The organism is Campylobacter concisus, assembly GCF_015229965.1.
Classification (GTDB): Bacteria; Campylobacterota; Campylobacteria; order Campylobacterales; family Campylobacteraceae; genus Campylobacter_A; species Campylobacter_A concisus_BD.
Genome location: NZ_JAAKZB010000009.1, coordinates 61309 through 75419 on the forward strand (window position 1 = coordinate 61309; position 14111 = coordinate 75419).

Consider the following 14111-nt stretch of genomic DNA (forward strand, 5'->3'; position numbering starts at 1 on the left):
AAAAGTGGCAAAATAACAAAAAATGAGAATACGAAATGACTTTGAAATTTGGCGAACTTGAAAAAGTTGCAACAGATGATGGTTTCATCTGGTATGGAGAGATGAAGCTAAAAAGCGAAATTTTTGATCAGGTAGCGTTTTGCCTTGTTAGCACAGATGGGGCAGAGGCGGATGATGAGACTACTTTGCTAGCAGAGCGCATCGTCGGCGATATTGACCGGTACGTAAAAGAGGCACTTGTCTTTTTAAAAGATGAGTTTAGGCGAGGGTGCTTTTTGAGCAAGGACGAGCTTAGCTTGCTTGATGTGCCAATTTGCAACCTGCCATTTAGCTCGCCACAATGCACCTTTTATGCGCGTGATAGGCAGTGGCTGATGAGATTTGCCAAGGGCGAGCTTGATATCTGCGAGCCTTATGGTATAGGGGTGATCTTTGAGGGTGAAAAGCCACTTCGTTTAGAAAATTTAGAGCTTAGTGAGGAGTGCTAAACGCTTAAATCTTTAAATTTATGCATTAAAAGCTAGTTAAGATTTTCAAGCCTTGCAAAAAATGATGAAAATTTTGCTTTTAGGCAGATAAATTTCATCGACACGACTGCGATCTAATAGGCGCTGGATTTTATTTGGATGAAGAAATTTGCTGCTTTAGGTTTTACGCCCAAAATAGCAAAATTATAATCTATGCGTTGCAGCATTCGCTTGGACTTTAGTTTTATCAACTTTTTAAACATCCAAAATCATAAAATTTTTAGCCATTTTTGGCTAGACTAAGAAAAAATTTAAAGGAGAATAGATGTCTAAAGAGTTCAAAGACGCAAACGAATTTAAGGAATTTTTTGAAGAATTTAGAAAAAAAGATGGCTACAAAGATCCAGTTGCTTTTGGCATCGCAAGAGTCGATCGCGGACAAAAAAATAGCGACAAAATTTTGCAAGCAAGTTACGCCGTTGTAAATTATAAAGAGAGCTTTTTAAGTGCAGCTGCTTTTATATACGCATTGCAAAAGTGCGATGTTGAGATTGATTTTAGCGCTCACGAGTTCGTAGCCGATCTCACGCCAAAGGTGGCAAAAAAGGCTAGCAAGCTCTTTAGTGTCTTTGAAAAAGATATAAAATCGCATAAAAACGTGGAGAATTTACACGCTGTGAAGATGGCATTTGATGACGATCTTGAGCTAAATGAGAATAAATTTAAGCTTGTATTTTTGTTCGACGACGCAAAGCCACTTAGCGTGGAGGCCGTCTATCTCAAGCTTTACTTGATCTCACTTGGCAAGGTCGCACCTAGGACGATCGTACTTGATGGAGCCTTTGGAGTGCTACCAAATGTCGCATGGACTAGCCAAAATATCCCAATCGAGCTTGAGTGGCTAAGAGAAAATGAAATTTCTCTAAAGATGTTTGGCGAGTATCCAGCGATCGTGAGCGTGGATAAATTCCCAAGATTTCTAAGTCACATCATCCCAGCTGATAACACAAGGATCTTGGACGCTGCCAAAGTCCGCATGGGTGCTGCTGTGCATCCTGGCACAGTCGTCATGCCAGGAGCTGCTTACATCAACTTTAATGCAGGCACGACTGGTGGCGTGATGGTTGAAGGTAGGGTTAGTAGCTCTGTCGTAGTGGGTGAGGGTAGTGACGTAGGTGGTGGAGCTAGCATACTTGGCGTGCTAAGCGGCACGAACGGCAACCCTGTAAGCATCGGCAAACACTGCTTGCTTGGCGCAAACTCAGTTACTGGCGTGCCACTTGGTGATAACTGCATCGTGGATGCTGGCATAGCGGTGCTCGAGGGCACAAAGGTCTATATCTCGGCAAGCGAGCGCGAAAAGCTAGCTAAGCTAAATCCTAGCTTTAAATTTGAAGCTGAAATTTACAAAGCGCTTGAGCTTGGCGGGCTAAATGGGCTTCATTTTAGACAAAATAGCCAAACAGGTCAGATCACTGCAAGCGCGAGCAAAAGGGCGATCAAGCTAAATGAGGCACTTCATTAAAAGGAGCTAGCATGAAAGTTGGCATTTTGATGTTTGACAAGATAAATTTGTTAAACTTTGCCAAAATTTATGATTTTTTGCATAAATTTGAAGGTTTTAACATCAAAACCTACGCCCTAAAGCCTGAGATAGTCGATGAATTTGGCGTCAGGCTTCATCCTGAAATTTACGCTGAGAGCCTTTATGGCGTGGATATCTTGGTTGTGCCAGATGGCGTTGGAGCGCTTGGGCTAAGATATGATGAGATATTTTTAAGCTGGATAAAAAGCTCAGCGAGTGCGAAATTTAAGATCGGCTTTGACCTTGGCATGCTCATCCTTGGCGGGGCTGGATTTTTAGAAGACAGAGAGGCTTGCATAAGGGGTGGATACAAAAACGCGCTAAGTGGCTACTGCGAGGTAAATGACGCTAAGATGTGCGAGAGTAGGGGTGTGATAAGCGTTAGTGAATTTGATGATGAGATCAAAGAGCAGCTTGCAAAAATCCTAACTAAAGATAAAATTTAATGGCTTTGGCTCTTAAATTTTATAGAAATTTTATCTTTTTAATGAGCTTATGGCTTGTTTTATGGCGCTATTTACCGCTTCTAAATGCCACTTTATCCACGCTGTGAAGTCAAAGTTTAAATTATTTTCAAGCTTTGTCGTCTGCTTTAAAATTTCATAATAATCTTTTTTATTTGCATAAATAACGCTGGAGATAAAAAATGGCTCAATGCTCTCGCCAGCCAAGCAGTAGTGCGCCAAAGCCCTTGCCATGCGGCCATTGCTGTTGTCATAAGGATGGATGATCGCAAACCAAAGGTGAGCCAAAACACTTTTTACATAGGCGTTTTCGTGATTTTTATCGATAAAATTTAAAAAAATTCTCCTCTACGCGCTCTGCTGGCAAGGCTTCGTAGTGGATTTGCACATTTTCTTGTGAGCCTGAGACGACGCTCATCTCATCATCTCTAAATTTAGCTCTTTTTATCTTGTAAATTTTGCTATGGCTATATTCAAACAAGGCATTGTGTCAGCCAAGTAGCCGCTCGAAGTTTATGAGAGCTTTGTTTAAATTTACTTCAAGCATTAGCGAGACTAGATTATCACTGTGTCTAGTCGCATGAGTGTCGGCTAGCCAGTCAAAATTTTTATCTAGTCTCTTTTTTACCGATGAGCGAATGCCTTGATCTTTTTAGCCTCTCGTCCTCTACGAGAGATGAGTAAAAGATATCATTTTCTAGGGCATTAATTTGCGCCTTTAAAAGATCGTTTCTGCTTGTCTTGCTTGTTATCTCTTTTAAAATTCGTGATATTGCTCTAGCCTATTTACAAGGGTGCTTATTATTCTTTTGTCGAAAGAGAAATTTGGGTAGTTTGGATGTTGTCATATCCACAGGTTTTGCATCAAATTTCTTTAAAGATTACGGCTTTTATGCCTATCTATAAGGTCTTCTATACTCTCTTCTAGCGTCATTGTAGCCACGTCTATATCCACGCTCAAAACCATCATCATAGTCATCGTCGTTGTAGTAGCCGCCGCGGTAACCACGCTGAAATCTATCAAATCTTTCGTACTCATTTTGATAGTATGGGCGGTAGTTAGGCGGATATGGCGCATAGTTTGGATCAACAGGATAGTAGCCACTCATACGGCAACTATCCTCATCAAAATCTTTCAATCCAAAACGAAATTTATATCCGTCTATCTTTTTACTAAGGGCGTCGTAGTTTCTCGTGTCGCCATAAAATTTAGCCATTTCTCTTTCGTTTATAAGTTTGCAAAGCCCGATCTCTATCTTTTTAGTATAGTTAGCAGCTAGCAACATCGTAAATGTACAAAACAAAATGGCTATAAATTTCATCTTAGTCTCCTATTTTTATATTTCCGCCTTTGCCAAGACCACCTTTTACATTTTGGACTTTATAATCTTTTAGCGCGACTATAAGTTGGTTCATTGCGTCCATAAAGGCATTTACGATCATCCTGCCCTCTGGTGTCTTTGTGTAGCCACCAAGTCCAGCGCTCACACGAGAAAATGAATTTGACCCCATGCCAAAGAAGTCAAAGTTGCTATCGCTGCCGACTGCGCCAGCGATCTGTACGCCTGAGCGGTTGTCTATGAGAAGCAAAGATGTTTGTGTTTCGCTCTTTGAAAAGCCTCCGCTTACCTTGCCAGCAACGTTGCCAAAGACAGCGCCTACAAGTCCGCTGATACCGCCAGTATCCTCTTTGCTAAATGTGATCTCTGGCTGCATAGTATAATCAGCCGCTACGACTTGACCTTTGTGAAATTTAGAGCCTTTTCTTAGCTCGCCACTAGCTTCAAGTGCGCGCTCTTGCATCATATTGTCCATACTTCTGCCACGCTCGACGATGACGAAGCAGCCAGTTTGCTGAGCTAAGATCCTTAGCACCGGCACTGTTGAGCCAAGCTGATAATCTCTAGTTAGATATGAGTACCATGAGCTACTTTGATCCTCGTAAAAAGACAATGTTCCTAGCGTTTGGCTGCAACGCTCGATTTTCGTGTTGGCATTTTTGGCTGTATCTCCTGCTGCGGCACCAGTTACACCGCTATTGCTGCTAGCGCATCCAGCAAATAAACAAAGAGCGGCAATGCTGCTAAAGACCTTAGATGCTAAAAATCTCTTTTTCATGAAGATCCTTTTTAATGTAATTAGAAGTGCAAATATTATAAGAAAATAATATTTTGTGAAAACTTAAATTTTAAAAGAAAAATATAAAAGTAAAATTTAAGCGGCCAGCAAGATGCCAGCCACATAAATTATTCGACAGTTACGCTTTTTGCGAGGTTTCTTGGCATATCGACATTGTTGCCAAGTCTAACGGAAATTTCAAGTGCAAGTAGCTGAAGCACTAGCATCATCTCGAAAAATTCGCTCATATAGTGATCTTGAACGCTAGTTCTTACGTAGTCATCGCTTAGCTCAAACTCAAGTGGGCTGATCGCTAGGATGTAAGCATCTCTTGCAGCAAGCTCTTCGACGTTACTTTTTGTCTTTTCATATAACAAATTTTGAGGCATTAAAGCGATCGTAAATAGCTTCTCATCTGCAAGCGCGATAGGTCCGTGCTTCATTTCGCCTGATGGATAGCCCTCGGCGTGAAGATATGAAATTTCTTTAAGTTTTAACGCACCTTCAAGTGCTAGCGGATAGAAGATGTCTCTACCGATAAAGAAGAAGCCATGACCGTGCAAATAGTGCTTGCTTAGGCGGTGAAGCTTCTCTTGTAAAGAGTTATCTATATTTAAAATTTGTGGGATGTGAAGAAGCGTTTTGATCTCGTGATCTAGCTCTTTTTTGCTGATAGATCCCTTTGCTGATGCCATTTGAAGCACAAGCATCCAAAGCACGATGATCTGCGTTGCAAATGCCTTTGTACTTGCCACACCTTTTTCGATGCCAGCGCGGGTTAGAAGCGTATTATCAGCTAGTCTAACGATAGATGAGTTATCGACGTTGCAAATCGCAAGCGTCTTTAGTCCAGCCTCTTTTGCGATCCTAAGCGCCTCAAGAGTATCAGCTGTCTCGCCACTTTGCGAGATGACGATGAAGAGCGAGTTTTTGTTTAGATAAGGCTTTCTATATCTAAATTCGCTTGCCACTTCGACCTTTGTTCTAACTTTAGCAAGCCTTTCAAAAAGATAGCTTGCAACAAGCGCTGCATGGTAGCTCGTACCGCACGCACAAAGCACGACATCATCGATGCCTTTTAGGTATTCATCGTCTAAATTTTCAAGGGTGACTTTATGGTTTTTAACCCTGCCCATGATGGTTTCAGACACAACAGCGCCTTGCTCGTAAATTTCTTTCTCCATAAAAAATGTATAACCCTCTTTTTGGGCATAGCTCTTATCCTTTGGCAAAGCGTTAAATGTTATGCTAGCCTTTTTGCCGTGTTTAAAAACAGCTATCTCGTCTAAGCTTACGTAGCCGTAGTTGTTATCATCTAAGTAGGCAACTTCGGTTGCGTTGCCGATAAGTGGGGCATCTGATGAGGCAAAATATAGCTCTTTTTTGTCGCTTTTACCTATCGCCATAGGAGCGGCGTCTTTTGCGAAAAATATCTTATCAGGTGCAGTTTTGGTGATAAGCAGCGTCGCATAAGCGCCTCTAAGCTTTGCGATAGTCGCCTCATAAGCCTTAAATGGGTCTTTTTTCTCTTTTAAAATTTCTTCAAAAAGGTGCACGATCACTTCGGTGTCGGTTTGGCTGACAAATTTCACGCCCTTTGCCTCAAGCTCATCTTTAAGCTCTTTGTAGTTTTCGATGATGCCGTTGTGAACGACAAATGAGTGCTCTCCAAGGTGTGGGTGAGCGTTTATCTCGGTTGGTTTGCCGTGCGTCGCCCAGCGTGTGTGACCTATCGCCACGCCAAAGCCAGTTGATGTAAAGTCCTTTGTCTTTAGGACTAAATTTTCAAGCTTGCCGACCGCTTTAAAGAAGTCGATCTTGCCATCACTCATCACAGCCATGCCAGCGCTGTCGTATCCACGATACTCAAGCTCTTTTAGACCGCTTAAAATGACCTCTTTTTTCTCTTTATCTCCGATGTATCCTACGATTCCACACATGTTTTACTCGCTTATTAATAAATTTAATATCTCTTCGCCTTTACTCTCAAGTCGCTCGTTTTTCTCGATCAAAAAGAGATTTCTCGTTCTATTTTTAACCGTCTGAATTCTAGCACTCGTGACTTGAAAATGAAGCCTGTCAAAAACACTCATCACATAAGCCATTAGCCCGCGCTGATCTTTTGCGTTGATGCTAAGTTTGGCGTAATCTTTTGAGTGATTTAGCTCGAAGTTTATCTCATCTTTGTTAATATTTGGTTTCAAAGGCTCTCTTAAAACCTCGCTATTTAGGGATTTTAGGGCTAAAATTTTAGTATTTTCAAGCTCATGATTTTTTACATTTTGGTTAAAGTCAAGCCTGATATAAAATTTCTTCTCAAATAGCTCAAATATCTCCATATATGCAAGGTCAAATTTGGCAAATTCATAGAGCAGGGCGCTTAAATTTAGGCTCTTGTTTGTATAAATTTGAATGCTTAAATTTTTACTATTGTTTATGAAAATTTCGGTTTCGTTTAAGCTATCAGCCACTTTGCTTAAATTTATGATCTCGCTCGCGCTATATTTTGTAAAGACCAAATTTGATGTGATCTTAAAAATTTTCTCTTGCAGCTTTGGCTCAAGCGCCAAAAACTCGCTATTTCTTTTTATAGACTGCTCTTTTTTTACCCGCCTTGTCGCTTCATCAAGCAAATTTTCATCGCTAAATGCACTAAGAGAAATTTCATAAAGCTCTCTTAAAAGCTTTGCTGTGTAGGCGTTGTAAAGCCTCTCATTTGTGGCGTTTATCACGCAGTAGCTAAGGATGTAAAGTAGCTTTAAAACCTGTTTGTCGCCAAGCTTTGAGATGAAGGCAAAGATGACGCGCTGCGAGTAGATGTCCTCTCTGTTTGAGACGTTGCTCATTAGGGTATGGTATTTTATCAAGATGACGCCGACGTTGATAGCTTTTTGACTTAAATTTAGCTTGTTCGCGTAGGCTCTAAAGATGTTTGCGCCGATGTTTGCGTGATCTTTGCCGCCAAGTCCTTTGCCAACGTCATGCATAAGCGTCACGATCTTTAGCATCGTTTTGCCCTCCAAGCAAAGCTCAGCATAGAGATTTTTTATAAATTTATCTTTTATATTTTCAAGAAATTTAACACTTAAAACGCTATGCTCATCAACCGTAAATTCGTGATAGCCGTCATATTCTGCTAGCTGGGAGATATGCTCCATTGGTTTTATCAAAATTTGTATCATCTGCGCATCGAGCAAGGACTTTAAGATAGCGTAGGAATTTTCTCTTAAAAATATCTTCTTAAACTCGCTGATAGCTCGCTCTAAGCCATCTTTTGTGATGATGGCTCGCTTGATATAAAAGATCGCGCTTATATCAAATTTATAATCCACATCTTTTAGCTCCAAAAGCTCATTTATGAGATCCTCGATAAGTGCTGGCTTTTTATGAAGCGGCACGTATATGACGCCATTTATCTCGTAAAAGCCATTTTTTAGCCTAGCAAATTTTCTCTGCTCGAAGCTTAGCTCGCTTTTGAAAAATGGCCTACAAAGCGAAGCCGCGATAAATCTTGAATAAATGGCTACGTTATTCATCGAGCTTAGCATCTTTTGGCTGATGACGCTTTCGTTGTCTTGCAGCTTTTTGGACTTTGTCTGCATGAAATTTGTCGTGATCTCGACGCTTGAGGCGCTGAAAGTATCGGTGTTTTGAGTTAAATTTAAAGCACTTAGCAAGCTTAGTAAAAAATCGACATTTAAATTAAAACTAGCGATCTCTTTTTCATTCATCACTTTAAGGGCTTGCGATCTAACAGAAACATCGCTATCTAGGCAGTTTAGTATGCAGTTTAAGTGGTAAATTTCATCGATCCCGCCAAAGCCACTTTTTAAATTTGGCTCTTGCGCCAAGTAGCTTATGCTAGAAAATGGCAAAAATGCCTTTAAATGGTAGTTTAAAAAGGCTTTTTTATCAAATTCTTTTATCTTTATGATCTCGCTTTTTACTAGGCGGTAGAGGCTTTTTGAGCCGCAGATGTAGCGAAGTTGCGAGGTTTCGCTTTTAAATTTAAGGTCATCTTTGAAATTTATAAAAATTTCATCCACTTCGGCGCTTTTTATCACAAATTTCATGCCAGAGCTATCTAAAATTTCAGAAAATTCTTTTAAGAAATTTTTTATATTGTAGCCCTTCAAATTTTTATAAACTAGCAAAATTTCAAGCTCGCTATTTGTGCTAAGTAGCGTTTGGGCGTATTTGCCAGTGGCTAGAACACTAAAGGCAAAGCTGTCATTTTGTGGCACAAACTCATCAAAAAAATCTCGCATAGTTTCATTTAAATAAGATTTTATAAAATCATCATACTCTTTGGCTAAGAAATTTGTGAAATTTCTGCCTTGATTTTTTTGAAAATGTTTTGGCAAATTTGCCTTAAAATCAAGAAATTTCTCTTTGATCTTTGAATAATTATCGCTATTTTTGGCACTTTTATCAGCTAGCATTTAGTGTTTCCATTGTTAAAAATATCTTGGCAAATGTTACATAATTTTTGCAAAAACAAAGCTTTATTTGCTTATAATGAAGCCTTAAGTTCAGCTTTAGGACGATATAAATAATGAATCTATTACAAAAACTAGAAAGTGGCGAGAGATTAAGCAAGCAAGAGGCTTTTTCGCTTTATGAGCTTGATATTTTTACCTTGGCTAAATTTGCCGACAAAAAGCGCAGAAAACTGCACGGCAACAAGGTCTTTTTTAACGTAAATCGCCATATCAATCCAACAAATATCTGTGCTGACATCTGTAAATTTTGCGCATTTTCAGCCCACAGAAAAAATCCAAATCCATACCTAATGAGCCACGAAGAAATTTTAAAGATCGTTGATGAGAGCGTGAGTCACGGTGTAAAAGAGATACACATCGTCTCCGCCCACAACGCAACTAGCGGTTGGCAGTGGTATTTAGAAATTTTTAAAAAGATAAAGGCAGCTCATCCAGAGCTTCACGTGAAGGCAATGACGGCGGCTGAGATTGATTTTTTATCAAGGCATTACGGCTTAAGCTACGATGAGGTGATAGAAAAGATGCTTGAATACGGCGTCGATAGCATGCCAGGGGGTGGGGCTGAAATTTTTGATGAAGAGGTCAGGGCTAAAATTTGCAAAGGCAAAGTAAGTAGCGAGAACTGGCTAAAGATCCACAAAATGTGGCATGATAAAGGCAGACAAAGTAACGCTACAATGCTTTTTGGACATATAGAAAGCCGCGAAAATAGGATCGATCACATGTTAAGGATCAGAGACCTGCAGGACGAAACGGGTGGTTTTAACGCATTTATCCCGCTTGTCTATCAAAGAGAAAATAACTACTTAAAAGATATTAAATTTCTAGGATCAGCTGAAATTTTAAAGACTATGGCGATATCTCGCTTGGTGCTTGATAACGTCCCACACATAAAGGCATACTGGGCTACTTCGACGCTAAATTTAGCGATGATCGCTCAGGAATTTGGCGCTGATGATCTTGATGGCACGATAGAAAAAGAGAGCATACAAAGTGCAGCCGGCGCAAATAGCGCAAATGGCGTCACACTAAAGACATTTTGCGATCTCATAAAAACATCTGGTTTTACGCCGGTTGAGCGTGATAGCTTATATAACGAACTTAAAATTTACTAAAGGAGCTTGGGGTGAAATTTTTTGACTTAGCACAAAACAAAACGAGTGTGAAGCAGGAATTTGGAGCGGGACTTACGACATTTTTGGCGATGATGTATATCGTGCCGGTAAATGCGATCATTATGAGCAAAACTGGCATGCCTTATGAGGCATTAATCACTGCAACTGCGCTAATTACCATATTTTCTACGATATTAAATGGTCTTTGGGCGAACACGCCAGTTGCGATGAGCGTTGGTATGGGGCTTAATGCTTATTTTACATTTGGTCTTTGCATCGGTATGAAAGTGCCTTGGCAAACGGCTCTTGGCGTTGTTTTTCTAAGCGGCGTGATATTTGTCGTCTTGTCTTTTACAAATTTTAGAATGTGGATAATAAGATCCATCCCACTTGATTTAAGAAGAGCGATAAGCGCTGGCATAGGCACATTTATCAGCTTTGTTGCATTTCAGCAAATGGGCTTTATCGTAAATAACGACGCAGTTTTAGTCGGCATAGGAAATTTCAGAGATCCAAACGTGCTTCTTGGCGTTTTGGGATTATTTTTGGTTATTTGCTTTTGGGCATGGAAGATAAAGGGCGCGTTTATCCTGGCAGTGCTTGTCACTTCAGTGATAGCTTGGGTACTTGGTATCGCTCCTCATCCAACAGAAATTTTCTCAACTCCAGCCTCTATCTCACCGATATTTTTAGAGCTTGACATAAAAGGTGCGTTTAGCCTAGCTTTACTCCCAGTTGTTATCACATTTTTTGTGACCGATCTTTTTGACTCGATAGGCACGCTAGCTGGCGTTGGCACAAGGGCTGGGATATTTGACGAAAATAAAAAAGATGGCGTCGTAAAACTTGAAAAAACTCTTGAAGCTGATGCTGTTGCTACTGCAGCTGGCTCGCTTGTAGGTGTAAGTACGACCACATCGTTTGTAGAGAGCGCAAGCGGCGTAGAAGAGGGCGGTAGGACTGGTCTAACAGCTGTATTTTGCGGACTTTTATTTATACTTACACTATTTATGTTGCCACTTTTTAAAGCGATCCCTGGCAATGCCATCTATCCGATCCTCGTAATGGTCGGCGTGCTTATGTTTGCCGAGCTTGCTAGCATAAATTTCAAAGATCCAGCCATTGGCGTTGCGACATTTTTCATAGTTGTGCTCATCCCGCTTACTTACTCGATCACAAACGGCCTTGCATTTGGCTTTATGTCATACGTCATAGTTAAGCTCATAAAGAGAGAATTTAGCGATATAAATTTAGGTGTAGTCGTGCTAGCGCTCATTAGTTTTATCGTATTTTTAGTGCATTGATAAGGATGAAAGATGATATTTTATAGCTACGATGAATTTGCTGTTGATGCCAAAAAGATGGCAAAACAGATAAAAGATGAGTTTGATCCAGAGGTGATACTAGCTGTGGCAAGAGGCGGTCTAACGCTTGGCCACTCGCTAGCCGTTGCGCTAGAAAATAGAAATTTATTTACCCTAAATTCTATCCACTACGAGGATACAAACAAGCTTGATACGATACAAATTTTTAACGTGCCAGATCTTAGCAAATACACTAAAATTTTGCTTGTTGATGATATCATCGATAGCGGCGAGAGCATGGTCGAGATAAAAAGAGAGCTGCTTAAACGCTATCCAAATTTAGATATAAAGATAGCAACTGTATTTTATAAAGAAAAGGCTCTGCTTTTGCCTGAATTTAAGGTAAAAGAGGCTCATGACTGGGTTGAGTTTTTCTGGGATATACATATTTAAGGGCGCGATTTGTTAGAAAGAGTTAGAGAATTTGCTAGCAGACACATCGCTTTTAGCGTGTTTTTGATATGTTTGATTGATTTTGTTTTTTTACTTTATGCGGCAAATTCTCTTAGCATAAGCTACAACGAGGCTGAAATTTTCTTTCAAAAGCACAGCCTTCTAAGCTACATCTTAAAACTAAGTACCCATTTTTTTGGTCAAAATGACCTTGCTGTGCGGGGCGTGATGATCTTTTTTCACATCGCAAGCGTGGTTTTGATGTATAAGGTGAGCAAATTTTACATCAAGCTTGAGTTTGACAGGATCGTAGCGGTCCTACTTTTTGTGCTGCTTCCTGGCACGCTGGCTTCAGCCCTTATCATAAATAACGCTGGAATTTGCATCACTTTAGCGCTTTTGTGCATATATCTTTTCCATATTAAAAAGAAAATTTCATTTAGTCTCTTTTTCTGCCTAGCCTTTTTCATAGATGGCGATTTTTTGATATTTTATGCAGGATTTTTTATATTTGCACTTTATAAAAGAAAGCCGCCACTTGCTTGGCTCAGTGCCATTTTATTTTTGCTGACACTTTACTTTTTTGGCTTTGAAACAAATGGCAGACCAAGTGGGCACTTTATCGATACTTTTGGCATATTTGCTGTTGTATTTTCGCCATTTGTCTTTATCTTTTTTGTATATACGATTTATAGAATTTGGGTTAAGGAAAAGAAGGATCTTTTGTGGTTTATCGCCATTTGCTCATTTTGCTTTTGTATGATAGTCTCTGTGCGCCAAAGGCTGGAGCTTGAGCAGTTTTTGCCATTTTGTGTGATCGCAACGCCACTTATGGTAAGAGTTTTTTTCAACTCATATCGCGTGAGGCTACCAAAATTTAGAAAAGGTCATAAAATTTGCACTAGCTTAGTGATGCTCTTTTTGATATTTAACTGGTCAGCGATCATCTTTAATCAAATTTTTTACCTCTTTTTAAGCGATCCTACAAAACATCTCACTTATAAATTTGATGTAGCAAAAGAGCTGGCAGATAAGCTAAAAGAGGCTGGAGTGCAGGACATAACGACTGAAGATACAAGGCTTGCGCTAAGGCTTAAATTTTATGGGATAAAAACAAAAAGTTACTCTAAAAATTTATTAGCAAGTGCCGATTTAGATGAGAAGTCAAAATTTAGTATAGAAAAAATGGGAAAAGTAGTTGCAAATTTCAATATCAAGGAACGATAAGCTATGAAAAAAAGAGCTTTTACGATGATAGAGCTTATTTTTGTTATTGTTGTTGTTGGAATTTTAGCTGCCATTATGATCCCAAAACTAAACAGAAATGCCTCAAGAGAAGCTGCAAATCAGATCCTAACTCATATAAGATACACTCAACACCTCGCTATGCAGGATGATAAATATTCTATTACCGAAAAAGGATGGGCAAAACAGCGCTGGACGATAGCTTTTGCAAAAGATAAAGTAGATGGCTGTTCGGTCGATAAAAATAATGAGCAAACTTGGAAATATAGTGTTTATTATGATAAAAGTATGACCGGAAATCCAAATTCGCAAGATGAATTTGCAAGTGATATTTATAAGACCGGAAAGTTACTAACAGCTGGCTGGAGCGGTATGTCAGATAGTGACTGCAAAAAGATAAACAAAGAGCTAAATATAGAAAAAAGATTTGGTATAACAGATGTAACCCTATCTGGTGGATGTGTAAAAGGAAATGCTAAGAAAAAAATCGCTTTTGATGAAATGGGACGACCGATGTGGTCAATAAGTACCGTTGGTGGTGGTATAAAGCGACCATACGATAGACTTGTTAAAAAAGATTGCAGTATAACAATAACTGACAAACGTGGTAATCAAACGACCATTACTATAGAAAAAGAAAGTGGCTTTGCATCTATAAAAGAAAATAGTTAAATTTGATTAAATTTTGAGCTTTTGATTTTTTTCAAAAAGCTGCTATTTTTTAATCTGCATTTAAGCATCCCTCATATATAATTCCAGCTCACGAAACGAGAAACCACCTTTAACTTCAATGTTAATAAAGCCTTTTTCTTATCGTTGTTCTTTTAACTTACAATTGTTAAACTATTAGTCAATCTT

At 39.5% G+C, this 14111-nt stretch carries 14 protein-coding genes; 8 read left to right on the plus strand and 6 right to left on the minus strand.

Features of this window, described 5'->3' with window-relative positions; genetic code table 11:
• Positions 1–35: 35 nt before the first annotated feature.
• The 3 genes from G6W43_RS05510 (at position 36) to G6W43_RS05520 (ending at position 2498) form a co-directional block, all read left to right on the plus strand.
• Positions 36–488: a hypothetical protein gene (locus G6W43_RS05510; protein ID WP_103617968.1), complete on the plus strand. Its 453-nt coding sequence runs from the start codon at positions 36–38 to the stop codon at positions 486–488.
• Positions 489–792: 304 nt separating this feature from the next.
• Positions 793–1992 carry a tetrahydrodipicolinate N-succinyltransferase N-terminal domain-containing protein gene (locus G6W43_RS05515; RefSeq protein WP_194169322.1) on the plus strand — a complete coding sequence of 400 codons (1200 nt, stop codon included), beginning with the start codon at positions 793–795 and terminating at the stop codon, positions 1990–1992.
• 11 nt (positions 1993–2003) lie between these two features.
• Positions 2004–2498 carry a hypothetical protein gene (locus G6W43_RS05520; RefSeq protein ID WP_194169323.1) on the plus strand — a complete coding sequence of 165 codons (495 nt, stop codon included), beginning with the start codon at positions 2004–2006 and terminating at the stop codon, positions 2496–2498.
• A 30-nt stretch (positions 2499–2528) separates the two neighbouring features.
• Here the strand turns inward: G6W43_RS05520 and G6W43_RS05525 are convergent, their stop codons facing one another.
• The 6 genes from G6W43_RS05525 to G6W43_RS05550 all read right to left on the minus strand — a co-directional run bounded on the left by G6W43_RS05525 (position 2529) and on the right by G6W43_RS05550 (position 9076).
• Positions 2529–2804 carry a Fic family protein gene (locus G6W43_RS05525; protein ID WP_234398894.1) on the minus strand — a complete coding sequence of 92 codons (276 nt, stop codon included), beginning with the start codon at positions 2802–2804 and terminating at the stop codon, positions 2529–2531.
• Between the two features lie 31 nt (positions 2805–2835).
• Positions 2836–2997 carry a hypothetical protein gene (locus G6W43_RS05530; protein ID WP_159071348.1) on the minus strand — a complete coding sequence of 54 codons (162 nt, stop codon included), beginning with the start codon at positions 2995–2997 and terminating at the stop codon, positions 2836–2838.
• A gap of 415 nt (positions 2998–3412) precedes the next feature.
• Positions 3413–3838 (minus strand): gamma-glutamyl phosphate reductase, encoded by a 426-nt coding sequence (locus G6W43_RS05535; protein WP_087583718.1) that lies wholly within the window; start codon positions 3836–3838, stop codon positions 3413–3415.
• Between the two features lies 1 nt (position 3839).
• On the minus strand, positions 3840–4634 hold the full coding sequence (locus tag G6W43_RS05540; RefSeq protein ID WP_103610975.1) for a CsgG/HfaB family protein: 795 nt from the start codon (positions 4632–4634) through the stop codon (positions 3840–3842).
• A 128-nt stretch (positions 4635–4762) separates the two neighbouring features.
• A complete protein-coding gene (gene glmS, locus G6W43_RS05545) occupies positions 4763–6574 on the minus strand; it encodes a glutamine--fructose-6-phosphate transaminase (isomerizing) (protein WP_194169324.1) in 1812 nt (603 codons plus the stop codon).
• A gap of 3 nt (positions 6575–6577) precedes the next feature.
• Positions 6578–9076 (minus strand): HD domain-containing protein, encoded by a 2499-nt coding sequence (locus G6W43_RS05550; RefSeq protein ID WP_194169325.1) that lies wholly within the window; start codon positions 9074–9076, stop codon positions 6578–6580.
• 110 nt (positions 9077–9186) lie between these two features.
• On the opposite strand from G6W43_RS05550, the gene mqnE reads away from it, so the two are divergent.
• Genes mqnE through G6W43_RS05575 form a run of 5 tightly spaced genes read left to right on the plus strand, consistent with a single transcriptional unit; the run spans position 9187 to position 13925 of the window.
• On the plus strand, positions 9187–10251 hold the full coding sequence (gene mqnE, locus G6W43_RS05555) for an aminofutalosine synthase MqnE (protein WP_194169328.1): 1065 nt from the start codon (positions 9187–9189) through the stop codon (positions 10249–10251).
• An 11-nt stretch (positions 10252–10262) separates the two neighbouring features.
• Positions 10263–11555 carry an NCS2 family permease gene (locus G6W43_RS05560; protein ID WP_012001532.1) on the plus strand — a complete coding sequence of 431 codons (1293 nt, stop codon included), beginning with the start codon at positions 10263–10265 and terminating at the stop codon, positions 11553–11555.
• A gap of 12 nt (positions 11556–11567) precedes the next feature.
• Positions 11568–12008, plus strand: a complete 441-nt coding sequence (locus G6W43_RS05565; RefSeq protein ID WP_012001533.1) for a phosphoribosyltransferase — start codon at positions 11568–11570, stop codon at positions 12006–12008.
• Positions 12009–12017: 9 nt separating this feature from the next.
• Positions 12018–13235: a hypothetical protein gene (locus tag G6W43_RS05570; RefSeq protein WP_194169326.1), complete on the plus strand. Its 1218-nt coding sequence runs from the start codon at positions 12018–12020 to the stop codon at positions 13233–13235.
• A gap of 3 nt (positions 13236–13238) precedes the next feature.
• Positions 13239–13925, plus strand: coding sequence for a pilus assembly FimT family protein (locus G6W43_RS05575; protein WP_103596776.1), 687 nt, complete (start codon positions 13239–13241; stop codon positions 13923–13925).
• Positions 13926–14111: the final 186 nt, after the last annotated feature.

Coding starts and splice junctions, on each gene's coding strand:
- G6W43_RS05510 (WP_103617968.1), top strand. CDS start 36: ATGACTTTGAAATTTGGCGAACTTGAAAAAGTTGCAACAGATGATGGT.
- G6W43_RS05515 (WP_194169322.1), top strand. CDS start 793: ATGTCTAAAGAGTTCAAAGACGCAAACGAATTTAAGGAATTTTTTGAA.
- G6W43_RS05520 (WP_194169323.1), top strand. CDS start 2,004: ATGAAAGTTGGCATTTTGATGTTTGACAAGATAAATTTGTTAAACTTT.
- G6W43_RS05535 (WP_087583718.1), bottom strand. CDS start 3,838: ATGAAATTTATAGCCATTTTGTTTTGTACATTTACGATGTTGCTAGCT.
- G6W43_RS05540 (WP_103610975.1), bottom strand. CDS start 4,634: ATGAAAAAGAGATTTTTAGCATCTAAGGTCTTTAGCAGCATTGCCGCT.
- glmS (WP_194169324.1), bottom strand. CDS start 6,574: ATGTGTGGAATCGTAGGATACATCGGAGATAAAGAGAAAAAAGAGGTC.
- G6W43_RS05550 (WP_194169325.1), bottom strand. CDS start 9,076: ATGCTAGCTGATAAAAGTGCCAAAAATAGCGATAATTATTCAAAGATC.
- G6W43_RS05565 (WP_012001533.1), top strand. CDS start 11,568: ATGATATTTTATAGCTACGATGAATTTGCTGTTGATGCCAAAAAGATG.
- G6W43_RS05575 (WP_103596776.1), top strand. CDS start 13,239: ATGAAAAAAAGAGCTTTTACGATGATAGAGCTTATTTTTGTTATTGTT.